Source organism: Kocuria sp. HMSC066H03 (assembly GCF_001812045.1).
GTDB classification, from domain to species: Bacteria; Actinomycetota; Actinomycetes; order Actinomycetales; family Micrococcaceae; genus Kocuria; species Kocuria rhizophila.
Genome location: NZ_KV807506.1, coordinates 388722 through 402026 on the forward strand (window position 1 = coordinate 388722; position 13305 = coordinate 402026).

9 protein-coding genes are annotated in these 13305 nt (G+C 66.3%); 6 read left to right on the top strand and 3 right to left on the bottom strand.

The window, feature by feature from the left end:
- Positions 1-267: 267 nt before the first annotated feature.
- Together HMPREF2833_RS05210 and HMPREF2833_RS05215 are read right to left on the bottom strand one after the other, a co-directional pair.
- The gene (locus HMPREF2833_RS05210) at positions 268-2493 is read right to left on the bottom strand and encodes a PhoX family protein (RefSeq protein ID WP_070636810.1); all 2226 of its coding nucleotides are present in this window, start codon (positions 2491-2493) and stop codon (positions 268-270) included.
- A 118-nt stretch (positions 2494-2611) separates the two neighbouring features.
- Positions 2612-3628 carry an o-succinylbenzoate synthase gene (locus tag HMPREF2833_RS05215; protein WP_019311154.1) on the bottom strand — a complete coding sequence of 339 codons (1017 nt, stop codon included), beginning with the start codon at positions 3626-3628 and terminating at the stop codon, positions 2612-2614.
- A gap of 93 nt (positions 3629-3721) precedes the next feature.
- Here HMPREF2833_RS05215 and HMPREF2833_RS05220 point away from each other — a divergent pair, with 93 nt between their 5' ends.
- Entirely contained in the window at positions 3722-4333 is a 612-nt protein-coding gene (locus HMPREF2833_RS05220) for a nucleotidyltransferase domain-containing protein (RefSeq protein WP_070636811.1), read from the top strand.
- Positions 4333-4713: a hypothetical protein gene (locus HMPREF2833_RS05225; RefSeq protein WP_070636812.1), complete on the top strand. Its 381-nt coding sequence runs from the start codon at positions 4333-4335 to the stop codon at positions 4711-4713. The genes HMPREF2833_RS05220 and HMPREF2833_RS05225 overlap by 1 nt, the downstream gene beginning before the upstream one ends.
- A gap of 18 nt (positions 4714-4731) precedes the next feature.
- Here HMPREF2833_RS05225 and HMPREF2833_RS05230 read toward each other — a convergent pair whose 3' ends face one another.
- Positions 4732-5724, bottom strand: a complete 993-nt coding sequence (locus HMPREF2833_RS05230; RefSeq protein ID WP_070636813.1) for a phospholipase D-like domain-containing protein — start codon at positions 5722-5724, stop codon at positions 4732-4734.
- Between the two features lie 303 nt (positions 5725-6027).
- Between HMPREF2833_RS05230 and HMPREF2833_RS05235 the strand changes: the two genes are divergently transcribed.
- From HMPREF2833_RS05235 to HMPREF2833_RS05250, 4 genes are all read left to right on the top strand, one after another.
- Entirely contained in the window at positions 6028-8010 is a 1983-nt protein-coding gene (locus tag HMPREF2833_RS05235; protein ID WP_070636814.1) for a type I restriction-modification system subunit M, read from the top strand.
- Positions 8011-8053: 43 nt separating this feature from the next.
- The gene (locus HMPREF2833_RS12345; protein WP_168165714.1) at positions 8054-9271 is read left to right on the top strand and encodes a restriction endonuclease subunit S; all 1218 of its coding nucleotides are present in this window, start codon (positions 8054-8056) and stop codon (positions 9269-9271) included.
- 9 nt (positions 9272-9280) lie between these two features.
- Entirely contained in the window at positions 9281-12481 is a 3201-nt protein-coding gene (locus tag HMPREF2833_RS05245; protein WP_070636816.1) for a type I restriction endonuclease subunit R, read from the top strand.
- Positions 12482-12726: 245 nt separating this feature from the next.
- The gene (locus tag HMPREF2833_RS05250) at positions 12727-13023 is read left to right on the top strand and encodes a hypothetical protein (protein ID WP_019311146.1); all 297 of its coding nucleotides are present in this window, start codon (positions 12727-12729) and stop codon (positions 13021-13023) included.
- Positions 13024-13305: the final 282 nt, after the last annotated feature.

Genomic DNA, 13305 nt, shown 5'->3' on the forward strand with positions numbered 1-13305 from the left:
CTTGGGTGAGAGGGAGGCGAGTCGTTCCAACGTACAGACCGCGCGGTAACCCCCACGAACCCCCGTCACAAACACGTCACATACCCGGCGTCCTCGCACGTCACACCCGGTTTTCGAACCACGACGACGCCGCTCGGCCGGGTTTCCGGCGGGCCGCACCGGACTGCGGAAGGCGCGCGGGCGGCGTCGTCCGCCGGGCATGGAAAAGCGGGCGGGACCGCGGCTGTCCGCGATCCCGCCCGCCTGCTCAGGCCGAGCCGGAGAGTCTCAGCTCTCGTAGCTCTTGGGAGCCTGCTGCGCGCGCTGCTGCAGCTCCTGGGTGGACTTGTCCTCGTAGCCGCGGTACTTGGGCCCGGTCTGGCCGTTCTTGCGCTTCTTGCCCTGGTTCTCGCCCTTGCCCGGCTGGTCGCTCACGCCGCCCGGGAACTGGGGCTTGTTGTTCCGGTTCTTGCGGAAGACCTGGACCACGGAGGGGCGGGGCATCGAGAACTCGCCCGGCTCCAGGCGCGTGGGCAGGGCGTAGTCCGGGAAGTACGAGCGGGGCTGCTCGAACGTGCCGTCCTCACCCGGGTGCTGCACGGAGATGTAGACCATGCCCTCGGTGTCGTGGATCACCGGGCCGCAGGTCTCGGCGTCCTGCGGGACGGACAGGAACTGCTGCACGCGGCCGCGCTCCGAGCCGTTGAGGGTCACCTTGAACAGGCCGTCGTTGTAGCCGATCTTGGAGGGCGCGCCGTCCGTGGAGATCCACAGGTTGCCGGCTTTGTCGAACGCCACGTTGTCCGGGCAGGAGATCGGGGAGACCTTCTCCTTGGGGAACCCGCCGAAGTACGTGCCGGAGTCCTTGGTGGGGTCGCCGCACACCAGCAGCAGGTTCCAGTCGAAGCGCGTGGCCTGGGGGAGGTTGTGGCGCTCGGTGAGCTCCAGGACGTAGCCGTCCCGGTTGCCGGTCTTCGGATTGGCCTCGTCCACGCCAGCCTTGCCCGCCTTGCCGCGGTCCGAGTTGTTGGTCAGCGCCGCGTACACCTTGCCGGTGTGGGGGCTGGGCTCCACGTCCTCGGGGCGGTCCATCTTGGTGGCCCCGGCCTTGTCCGCGGCCAGGCGGGTGTAGACGAGCACCTCCTCCACGGACATGCCCTTGATCATGGACTTGCCGCCCTTGACCAGCGGCAGCCACTCGCCGGAGCCGTCGAACTCGCCGTCCCTGGGCAGGGTGCCGTCCCCGGTGATCTGCTTCTTGGGCGAGTTGCCCTTGAGCCTGGCCACGTAGAGGTCGCCCTCGGACAGGAGGGTCATGTTGTGCTTTTTGTCGCCCTTCTTGTACTTCTTGGCGGAGACGAACTTGTAGATGTACTCGAACTTCTCATCGTCACCGGAGTACGCCACCACGGTGCCGTCGTCGCCCACGCGCACGTTGGCGCCCTCGTGCTTGAAGCGGCCCATTGCGGTGTGCTTGAGCGGGGCGGAGTTCGGGTTCTGGGGGTCGATCTCCACCACCCAGCCGAAGCGGTTGGGCTCGTTCTTGTACCCCGGGATGCGGGCGTCGAAGCGCTTCTCCACCTCGGGCCAGCGGCGGGAGGGCATGGTGGTGGGGAAGCCGTAGCGCTTCTCCTCGGCGGTGCCGGAGGTGATGAAGTACTGGTGGATGTTCTCCTCGCCGGAGAGCACGGTGCCCCACGGGGTCACGCCGCCCGAGCAGTTGTTCTGGGTGCCCAGCACGCGCTTGCCCGTGGGGTCGTCCTGCGTCTTGAGCAGGTCCGAGCCGGCCGCGGGGCCGTCCACCACGAACGGGGTGGTCAGGGTGATGCGCCGGTTGCGGGCACCGCCGCGCACGTAGGTCCAGGGCTCCCCCACCTTGGCGCGGGTGATCTCCACGACCGACATGCCGTGGGCCTGAATGGCGGTCTTCACCATGTTGGTCAGGTTGGTCTTCTCGTAGCCCGTGGGGAACATGGTGTTCTCGTTGGTGTACTCGTGGTTGTTCACCAGCACACCCGTGAGCCCGTTGGGGTCCGGGATGATGTCCAGGTAGTCGGAGTTGTAGCCGAACTGCTTGGCCTGCGCCTCCGGGGTCTGGTTCTTGGGGTCGAACTCCGGGGAGTCGTAGAACAGGGGGTCGCCCCAGCGGATGATGGGCGACCAGTCGTAGCCCTTGGGGACGTTGAGATCGTCCACCGTCATGTTCACCGGCTTGATGGGGGTGAAGTCCAGGCGGGCCTTGCCTTTGCCCCAGTAGCCGTACGTGGCCTCCGCGGGCTGGGCGGTGGCGGCCACCAGACCCACCGTGACGGCTCCGGCGGCACCGAGCCCGAGGGCGGCGCGGCGGGTCATCGCGGCGGAGATGACGTCCTGCACGTACTCGTTGCCGGAGGTGTTGGTGTCCGGGGTGGTGCACTGGCTGCCGCACTTGAGCTCGCACGTGAGCGGGCTGCGCTTGCCGTTCACGTGGCCCAGCATGGGCAGGAGACGGCGGCGTTCGGGTGCTTGGGTCATGGAGTGGCTCCCTGGGTGAGACATGCGTCCGTGCATGTCAGCGAGTGTTTCCGCCCATCACCTCAGCACCCCGGTGTGATCACGCCACGACCAGAGGGCAAACATCGGGTTAACCAGGTCACATCTCCGAGGCTGCCGCCAGCACGGCGTGGGTGCGCCGCAGCCGGTCCAGCCACCAGTCCCGGCGCTCGCCCGCGACGGCGTGCTCGGCGAGCAGGGCCTCGTCCACGGCGACGTCCCGCACGGGCAGGTGCCCGTCCACGGGGCGCAAGGGCTCGGCGGTCACGTCCGCCGCCATGAGCGAGAGGGTGCCCAGCCCGCACGCGTGCGGCAGCTCGGGCAGCGCGGCGGCCAGGGCGACGCCCGCGCGGATCCCCACGGAGGAGTCAATGGCCGAGCTGACGACGGCGGGCAGTCCAGCCTGCGCCACGATCTCCAGGGCGCGGCGCACTCCCCCGAGCGGCGCCACTTTCACGACGATCAGGTCCGCGGCACCCGCGCGCGCAACGGCCAGCGGGTCCTCGGCCTTGCGCACGGACTCGTCCGCGGCAATCAAGGTGCCCACGCCCTGCTCCCGCAGCCGACGCCGCACGCTCGCCAGGCCCTCGACGCTCGCCACGGGCTGCTCGGCGTAGGCGAGGCGGAACTCGCTGAGCGCGCCCAGGGCGGTCACGGCGGCGTCGTCGTCCCATCCTGCATTCGCGTCCACCCGCAGCTCGGCGTCCGGGAGGAGGTGGCGGACGGCGGCCACGCGGGCGACGTCGTCCGCGAGGCCCTGGCCGCGCTCTGCGACCTTGATCTTCACGGCGTGGACCTGACCGGAGTAGCCGCCGAGGACGTCCGCAACGCGCTCGGCGGGGACCGCGGGGACCGTGGCGTTGACCGGGACGCGGTCACGGACGGGCTCCGGGAAGCCCTGCCACGCGGTCTCGATCCCCGCGCGCAGCCATGCGGCGGCCTCGGCGTCCCCGTACTCGGGGAACGGGCCGAACTCGCCCCACCCGGCGGGGCCGCGGAAGACGACGGTCTCGCGCTCGGTGACGCCGCGGAAGGTCACGCGCATGGGGAGGGAGACCACGTGGGCGGAGTCGAGGAGGTCGGAGAGTGGGGGGATGGGGAGGTACGGGGTGGGCATGGGTCCAGGGTAGGCGGCGGCGGCAGAGGATGGGGCTGACACAGGGCCCATTGGACACTCGAACGCGTACAATAGTGAGCGATTGGAGGTGTCATGAGACTGCAAAATCCGCTTGGGGCACTGTGTCCCACCCTGGAATCGGAGACCCTTCTGGCGCTCGCACAGGAGGATGGCCTCACCCCGGGCCAGCTGGTGCGGAGCAAAGGCATCGGGGGGTCCGTCTCGGGTGCCCGGAAGTGCCTGGAGCGGCTTACCAGCGGGGGTCTGGTCCGAGAACGCTCGATCGGGAACCGGCGGGAGTACTCCCTCAACAAGGACCACCTTCTCGCCGAAGTGGTGACCCGGGCGGTGAACGCGCGCGCCCAGTTCTTGTCCCAGCTGCAGTCCCGGATCGCCCAGTGGACCACCAATCCCGTGCAGGTCACACTCTTCGGTTCCGCCGCTCGCGGAGACATGCGGGACGAGTCCGACATCGACCTCCTCGTCATCGTGGAGGACGACCCGGACGACGAGTTCTTCGAAGACCTGAACGACCTTGCCATCCATGCCAACGCACTGACCGGGAACGATGTTCGCCCTCTGGTCTACGAAATCTCCGAGGTCCTGCCCGCACCGATCTTCGACTCGATCCTGCGGGACGGTGTCCACGTGTACGGAGACCAGCAGTGGCTGCGGCAGCGATTGGGCTTGACGGTGGCAGCCTGATGTCCGCTCGATCGGATGCACTCGCTCGCCTGGCAGATGCACAGGCATTTCTCGACGCCGCTGAGACCATTATGGTGATGCACCCTCAGGTCGAGTACGCGGATGTCGTGGCCACCAACGCCATCCATGCTGGGATCGCAGCCTCGGATGCCCTCTGCCTGATCACCCTGGGAGGACATTCCAAGGCAGATAACCACGTTGACGCCGTACGGTACCTCCGCTCTGCTGGCGGTGACCACACCGCCCTGGGCCGCCTGCCCACGATGAAGACACGCGCCGGATACGGGGTCCAGAGTCTGACAGTGGTGAACGCGACGAGGTGCATCGAGTGGGCGAAGAAACTGGTGGCTGCTGCCGAAACGAAGGTTTCCCCGCCGTGAGCCAGCGAGAGTCCTGCGTCAGGAACGTGGCGCGACCCCATTGGCACACAGACACCTCACGGCCTCCGCGAACTGGTCCAGGCGCAGCCGCATGTGGCCCCGCCGCACCGGGGCGCGAAGGCCCAGGTCAGCTTTCTTGTAGTCCACGTCGTGCAGTGGCACCAGACGAGGGCGGGTCCTGTTGATCCAGGGCCAGCGTTCGATGGCGTCCTCATCTCGTACTTGACCTCGGAACAGGGGAATGTCCGTCTTCCACTCCGCTTCGCCCGTTATCTCCACGATGGCGTAACAGTCGTTGGTGTCTCCCGCGCAGATCAACACCAGATCGCCAGCCCTGAACCCCGGGCGACCGCTTTTGGGGCTCGCAAAGAAGTACGGATCCAACCATGCCTCCGGCTTTGGCTCCCCGTACTCGACCTTGATCCACAGCTCTCGGTCCCCATTCTGCGCATCCAGGAGCACCTGCTCGGCCGCGCGGCGCAATCCAGTGGGGTCGGCTGGGTCCGGCACCCGCCCCGGCACGGGAGCGTCGCTCCGCGCCCTCTGCTCCAAATCCTCCAGGTCTGCGTCGGAAACAACGTGGGCGGGCCAGCCTTCTATGGTCTCTCGCAGGGCTACCACCTGATCGGGGGCCACCTCCACCCCGATTTCGCGATTCGGCTCAACGGCATATCCCAGGCCAGCGCCCGTGAGATTTCCGGAACCCACGAGTCCCCGATCCCCCACCAGGAAGCACTTGGCGTGCAAGCGCTTCACGTGGCGCAACTCCACCCCAGCGGCGGCAAGCCTTCTCAATCCCTCCACCGAGAGGTACCCCTGGGCCGCCGCGAAGGGGTCCAGGACGGTGCAGAGGATGATCTCCCGAGTGGATTCCTGCGCGGCGCGCGCCACCCGTGCGCACTCCGTGAAGGACAGGTACGGGCTGGTCAGCAGCACGTCGCCCTCGCCGGACTGCAGGGCATTCTCAAGCCAGAGGCCCGCGTGCTCAACGACCGCTCCATTCATCTGCATGGACCCACCCTAGTGACGACGACCCATCCGCCAACAGACTTCACTCCGAATCGCCCGCCCGATCCACAGCCGCAGGAGGCACTCGCGCCGCCTGGCCAGTTGATCAGATGACTTCCGAAAATTATGAGCAACTGAGTTACTCATAAAAATGCGTCAGCCCGTTATGACTTCGGTGTGCACCGCGCCGCCCCGGCACCTCCCGCCCACGCCCGCACGACGCCGCTCCACCGGCTTCCGCGCCCCCGGCACCCCCGCGCCCTACACTCGGCAGTACCCTCCCGATCTCCACGTAAGGCCCCACAAGTGTTCAACCACGCATCCTTCATCTGGGGTGCCGCGGACATCCTCCGCGGCACCTACAAGCAGCACGAGTACGGGGACGTGATCCTGCCGTTCACGGTCCTCTTCCGCCTGGATGCGGTGCTGGCCCCCACCAAAGAGGCGGTGCTGGAGGCCATCGGCCCCCTGTACGTGGGGGTGGAGCCGCCCATCGCCATGCTGCGCAACCGTGCAGGCCACACCTACAGCTTCTTTAACCGCTCCCAGCACGACCTCAAGTCCATGCAGGGCGATCCGGACAACCTGGAAGAGAACCTCCGGGACTACGTCAACGCGTTCTCCCCGAACGTGCGGGAGATCTTCCAGAAGTACCGGTTCGAGGACACCATCGTGGACCTCGCCAACCACGACCTGCTGCTGCAGATCCTCCAGCACTTCTCCAAGGCCAACCTGCACCCGGACGCCGTCAGCAACGACCAGATGGGCCACATCTTCGAAGAGCTGATCCGCAAGTTCGCGGAGGCGTCCAACGAGACGGCGGGTGAGCACTTCACCCCGCGCGAGGTCATCGACCTCATGGTCACCCTGCTGCTCACGGACGACGCGGACCTCACCGTCCCCGGCCTGATCCGCGAGGTGTACGACCCCACGGCCGGCACCGGCGGCATGCTCTCCGTGGCGGACGACAAGATCACCGCCCTGAACCCGTCCGCCCAGGTGAACCTGCTGGGCCAGGAGATCAACCCTGCGTCCTATGCCATCTGCAAGGCGGACATGGTGGTCAAGGGTCAGCCGATCGACAACATCGTGCTGGGCAACACCCTCACCGAGCCCGCGTTCCGGGGCCGCACTTTCCACTACTGCCTCTCCAACCCGCCGTTCGGGGTGGACTGGAAGCAGAACCGCAAGGAGGTGGAGCGCGAGCACACGGTCGCGGGCTTCGGCGGCCGCTTCGGCCCGGGCCTGCCCCGCGTCTCGGACGGCTCGTTGCTGTTCCTCATGCACATGATCTCCAAGATGCGCGAGCCGGGCTCCGCGGACGAGAACCAGGCGGCGGGCCGCGCGGCCATCGTGCTCAACGGCTCCCCGCTGTTCACGGGCGGCGCGGGTTCCGGCGAGTCGAACATCCGCAAGTGGGTCCTGGAGAACGACTACCTGGAGGCCATCATCGGCCTGCCCACGGACATGTTCTACAACACGGGCATCTCCACATACGTGTGGCTGCTGTCCAAGGACAAGCCCGAGGAACGCCGCGGCAAGGTCCAGCTGATCGACGCCACGGACATGTTCGTGAAAATGCGCAAGTCGGTGGGCTCCAAGCGCAAGCAGCTCTCCGCGGAGAACATCGCGGAGATCGCCCAGCTCTACCGGGACTTCGCGGAGACAAAACGCTCCAAAATCTTCCGCACGGAGGACTTCTTCTACCGCACCATCACGGTGGAGCGCCCGCTCCGGCTCAACTTCGCGTGCACGCCCGAGCGCATCGAGCGCGTCATGGCCGCCAAGCAGGTCTCCAAGCTCCCTCACGACGACGCCGCTGCGCTCCGTTCCGCCCTCACCGGCCTGTCCCAGCGTGGAGACAACACGGTCAGCACCAACCGCGCGCGGTTCACCAATGAGTTCATGGAAGCCGCAACGGAGGCAGGTCTGCGGTTGAAGCCGGCCCTGGTGAAGGTGATTGTGAACGAGCTGAGCGAACGGGACGAGGGCGGCGAACTGCAGACCGGCCGCCTCCACCAGCCCGAGGCCGATGCGACATTGCGGGACACCGAGAACGTCCCCTGGGACGAGGACATTCACGAGTACCTCGAACGCGAGGTCAAGCCGTTCGTACCCGATGCCTGGATCGACGAGTCCAAGACCAAGGAGGGCGCGGAAATCCCCTTCACCCGCCACTTCTACGAGTACGTCCCACCCCGCCCGCTGGAGGAGATCGACCGCGACCTGGACGAGGTCCTGGGCCGCATCCGCGCGCGGCTGGAGGAGGTGAAGAGAGATGCGAAATAGTCACCGTCCTTTATGGCTGAAGAACGTCCCCTCGGGATGGAGCATGGCACCTCTCGGATCGCTGTTTAGGGAAAGAAATGAAGCGACCACGTCGCTCACGGATGCGCCCCTGTCGGTCACGAAATCAGGAGTGGTAGACCAACTCGATCAAGTGGCCGTCTCCGTAGATGGCGCACCCAAAAAACGCGTGCATCAGGGCGACATTGTTATCAACAGCAGGTCCGACCGCAAGGGCTCCGCAGGAGAAGCACCTCGAGATGGATCGGTTTCTGTTATCAACACTGTCTTGATTCCGGAGCGGATAAATAAACGCTTTGCACACCACCTCATAAGAAGCACAGGGTTTCAGGAAGAATTCTACCGCTTCGGTTCGGGTATTGTTGCAGACTTGTGGTCCACTCGATGGTCTGCCATGAAAAATATTAGCTTGCCAGTTCCTCCTGAATTGGAACAGAAGATGATCGCGGACTACCTCGACCACGAGACCGCCGAAATCGATACGCTCATTGCCGACACTGGATCCCTCGTGGATACCGTTGCATTGCGCAGACGGAGTCTCATCGACCGTATATTCATGGACGCAGAATGGCCAGAAGTCGCCCTAAAGTACCGAGGGGAGCTTCGGTCCGGACTAACACTCGGGAAGACCCATGACGGCGCAACGGAAAGCTACCCGTATCTTCGCGTTGCCAACGTTCAAGTTGGCCGTGTCAGTCTTGATGACATTGCCACCGTTGATCTTCCCATCGCTGAGGCCGAACGGTATCGACTTCACGAGGGGGATGTGTTGATGACCGAGGGGGGCGACCGAGACAAACTGGGACGTGGTGCCATTTGGGCCGCGGAGATCGACCCCATGCTTCATCAGAATCACGTCTTTACGTTCCGATGTGGAAGTTTGCTCGCCCCAGAATTTCTCGTCTACGGCCTTGAAGCAACACCGGCGCGAGTGTACTTCGATCAGACGGCACGGCAATCCACCAACCTGGCTTCGACGAACTCCACAGTGGTCAAAAACTTCAGGCTCCCCATGCCCCCACTGGAGGAGCAGCACAGGGTCGTTGCGTCGTTGAACCACGAACTTACGTACATGTCCGACATGGTCGCCAACGCGAAAAAAGTTGCCCACCTCGCTCGCGAGCGCCGAGCCGCCCTCATCACGGCCGCAGCCACGGGCCAGATCGACGTCACCGCCAAGAACAAGCCCGCCGCGGAGCAACTGGAAGACGACATCGCGCAGGGTCTGCACAGGGAGAACTAGGGAGAGCCCATGAGTCAGCAGCACCAGGAGAAGAAGCTCCAGCAGGAGATCGCCACCTACCTCTCGGAGCACGGGTGGCTCCACTCCCCCACCTCGGAGGGGTACGACAAGGAACGCGCGATCTTCCCCGAGGATGTGCTGGGCTGGCTCGAGGACACGGCCCCGGAGAACTTCGCGAAGGTCGTCCCGCCCCACGGTGACGATGCCGCTCGGGCCAAGGGCGAGCGTCTCATCCTGGACCGGCTCACCAGCCAGCTCTCCCAGCCCGAGCGGGACGGCGGCGGGGTGCTGAACGTGCTCCGCAAGGGCTTCCTGGTGCCCGGTGCCCGCCGCTTCAAGATGCTGCAGATGCCCCCGGCGGATGACCGCAACCCCCAGATCGCCGCCCGCTACGCCCAGAACCGGCTGCGCGTGGTCCAGGAGGTCGTGTACTCCACCCGCAAGGCGGATCGGATCGACCTGGTGTTCTTCCTCAACGGCCTGCCCGTGGCCACGGTGGAGATCAAGACCGACTTCACCCAGTCGCTCCAAGCGGCGATCAAACAGTATGAGAACGACCGCACCCCCGCCGGCGAACCCCTGCTGACCCCGTTCAGGGGCGCGCTCGTGCACTTCGCGCTCACGGACCACGACGTCTACATGACCACCGAGCTGAAGGGCCCGGGGACGTCGTTCCTGCCCTTCAACCGCGGCCACCACAACGGCGCGGGCAACCCACCCAACCCGAACGGCGCGCGCTCCTCGTACTTCTGGGAGGAGACCCTGCAGCGGGACACGTGGCTGAGCATCCTCACCAAGTTCGTGTACGTGAACCACCAGAAGAAGGTGGACCCGCGCACGGGTGCGGAGATCGACCGCGCGCAGATCCGCTTCCCCCGCTACCACCAGTGGCGCGCGGTCAACCGGCTCACCGCCGCCGCCCGTGAGGACGGCCCGGGCCACAAGTACCTCATCCAGCACTCCGCCGGTTCCGGCAAGACGGACTCGATTGCGTGGACCGCCCACCGCATGGCCACGCTCCACACCTCTGCGGGCGAAAAGGTGTTCGACACCGTCTTCGTGATCGCGGACCGCCAGGTGCTGGACCGTCAGCTCCAGGACGCCGTGGACCAGCTGGTCAACAGCACGGGCCAGTTCCAGCCCATCACCTCGGGCTCGGAGGGTTCCAAGACCGGGCAGCTCATCGAGGCGCTCTCCGCGGGAGTGCCCATCATCGGCGTGACCCTGCAGACGTTCCCCTATGCGCTCTCCAAGATCCAGGAGGAGGGCGGCTCGTTCGCAGGTAAGCGCTTTGCGGTGATAGCCGACGAGGCCCACTCCTCGCAGTCCGGCAATGCGGCCAGCGCGGTCAAGGAGCTCCTGTACCTCAACGACCCCACCGCCGCCACGGGCACAGACTCCCCCGCAGTGGACGAGAACGGGGACCTGGAACCGGGCGCCGACCAGGACGCCCTGGTCCGCATGGCTGCCCAGGCGGACGATGGCCACCGGATCAGCTACTTCGCGTTCACCGCCACTCCCAAGGCCAAGACCATCGAGCTCTTCGGCACCCCCAACGAGGCGGGCAAGAAGGAGCCGTTCGACCTCTACTCCATGAAGCAGGCCATCCAGGAGGGCTTCATCCTGGACGTGCTGAAGAACTACACCACCTACGAGCGCGTGGCCAAGATCGCCCTGCGGGGTACGGACCCCGCCAATGTGCCCGGCAGGAACGGGGCGAACGGCAGGGAGGGGGCGGCAGCGGCGTCGTCGTCCGGGGAGAGTGCGGAGAGCGGCGAGGTGGACGTGCGCCGGGGCACGCGCGCGTACATCGGGTTCGTGGAGCTGCACCCCACGAACGTGACCTCCAAGGTGGACGTGATCGTCAAGCACTACCTCACCACGGTGCAGCCCGCGCTGAACGGGCGCGGCAAGGCCATGGTGGTCACCGGCTCGCGTGCGGCCGCGGTGCAGTACCAGCGCGCATTCCAGCGCCACATCGAGCGCGAGAACCTGCCACTGAAGACCCTGGTGGCGTTCTCCGGCACACTGCCGGACCCGGACGTGGCGGTGATCGGGGACGGCGAGCGCCCCGAGGTGACCGAGGCGTCCATGAACCCGGACGTGCGCGGGCGGGACCTCGCGGCGGTGTTCAACCAGGACGACCAGAACATCCTGATCGTCGCGAACAAGTACCAGACCGGCTTCGATCAACCCCTGCTGGTTGGCATGTACGTGGACAAGCAGCTCTCCGGCATCGCCGCTGTGCAGACGCTGTCCCGGCTCAACCGCCGCATGGACGGCAAGACGAACACGTACGTGCTGGACTTCGTGAACGATCCGGACCAGATCCTCGCTGCGTTCCAGGAGTACTACGAGGACGCCGAGATCAAGACCCCCTCGGACCTGGACCTGGTGATCAAGCAGCTGGAGAAGCTCAAGGCCGCCGCCATCTTCACGGACGCGGAGGTGGACCAGGTGTGGGAGGCGTGGAACCACGTCCACGGCCGCCACACGGCGCTGCTCCCGGGCCTGGACCCCGCCGTCGCGCGTTTCATGGAGCGCTGGGACCGCGCGGGCGACGACGCCGCGGAGCGGGACACGCTCGAGGAGTTCCGTTCCCTGCTGGGCCAGTACGTGACGTCCTACGCGTTCTTCTCGCAGATCCTCAACTTCGGGGACCCGGAGTTCATCAAGCTGTCCGTGTTCGCGGACCTGCTGGGGCGCCAGCTCAACGCCAGGCTGGACACCGAGATCCCCGAGACGGTCACCGCGGAGGACGTGGTGCTCACGCACTACCACCTGGAGAAGCAGCGCGAAGAAGACTTGAAATTACAGGAAGACCAGGCCGAGGGGCTGCGCGGGCTCACCGAAGTGGGCATGAGCAAGCAGGCGGAACGCGAGCGGGCCGCCAAGGCCGAGCTGGTGGAGAAGGTCAACAAGTACCTCGGTGGGCTGGACGCCTCGGACGAGTACAAGGTGACGTCCGTGGACCTGTGGCTCACCCCTGCCCAGGAGAACGAGAATCTCCGCCAGCAGGCCCGCAACAACACCCCGGCGGACTTTGCCCGCTCCCCCGAGCTGCGGGTGGTGCTGGAGGACAGCGTGTGGCGGCACAACGACCTCTCCGAGAAGTTCGCGAAGCTCCTGCAGGACATGCCCACCGAGGAGCTGGTGTCCCTGGCCATGGCGGCCGGGTTCTACGAGCGGCTGCGGGGGCAGGCGGGGTAGGGCGCGGGGAACCCGTGGTGCATGGGTTTCCGCGGTGCCTGGCGGCCATGTGCTGACGGTTTTCACGGCAGACCTGAACCCGGTTGAGGTCGAGCGCGGGCGCACTGGGCGGCTGCTGGCGGCTACTGACCGAGAGCCGAGAAGAGTGGCCATTCGGCTGATGTGCTGTCCGCTCCATCATGCCAGCGTGAAAGAAGACCAGCCCACGCCCTGCGACGAACGGGGCCAGGACCCGAGGAGTCGTCGTGAGCCAGATCGAGAAATTTCTGCCCGGGATCATCTCCCTGCTGTGCGTGGTGATTGCGCTGCTCCTGCAGTTCCTGTGGCACCAGAGCACCTGGGCTCTCATGATGGGGCTGCTGGGGCTCGTGATCGGCCAGATTCCCGCGCCGGGGACGGCGGCCCGCAAGCGGGCGGCTCAGGAGGCCGCGCGAAACCGTGAGGAGCGCAAGGTCCGAGACCAGCGGCGTCGTCTGCTGGCGGACGTGCAGGCGCACCAGCGCAACGTGGCTCACGGAGGGGGCCCGGCGGCGTCGCGCTGAGTCCCGCGGACGCCCGGGACGGGGCCTGACCGGAGACCCGCTCCGATCACGGACCGACCTGAGCCCACGCTCCATGCCCGCCCCGCCGGGCATCTGGACCGGAAACGGCGCCCACCCGTGTCGCACCCCGGCCCGGCGTTGCCCGCCCCAACCACCGCTGATACCCGTTACGCATAAAACTCGCGAGTAAGTGTCGTAGATCACTTCGTGGCTGTATGAATGAGAACCTCCGGTTCCCCTGGCCGCGCCCACTGGGGCGGGACGCAGGACCCGGTCGATCCG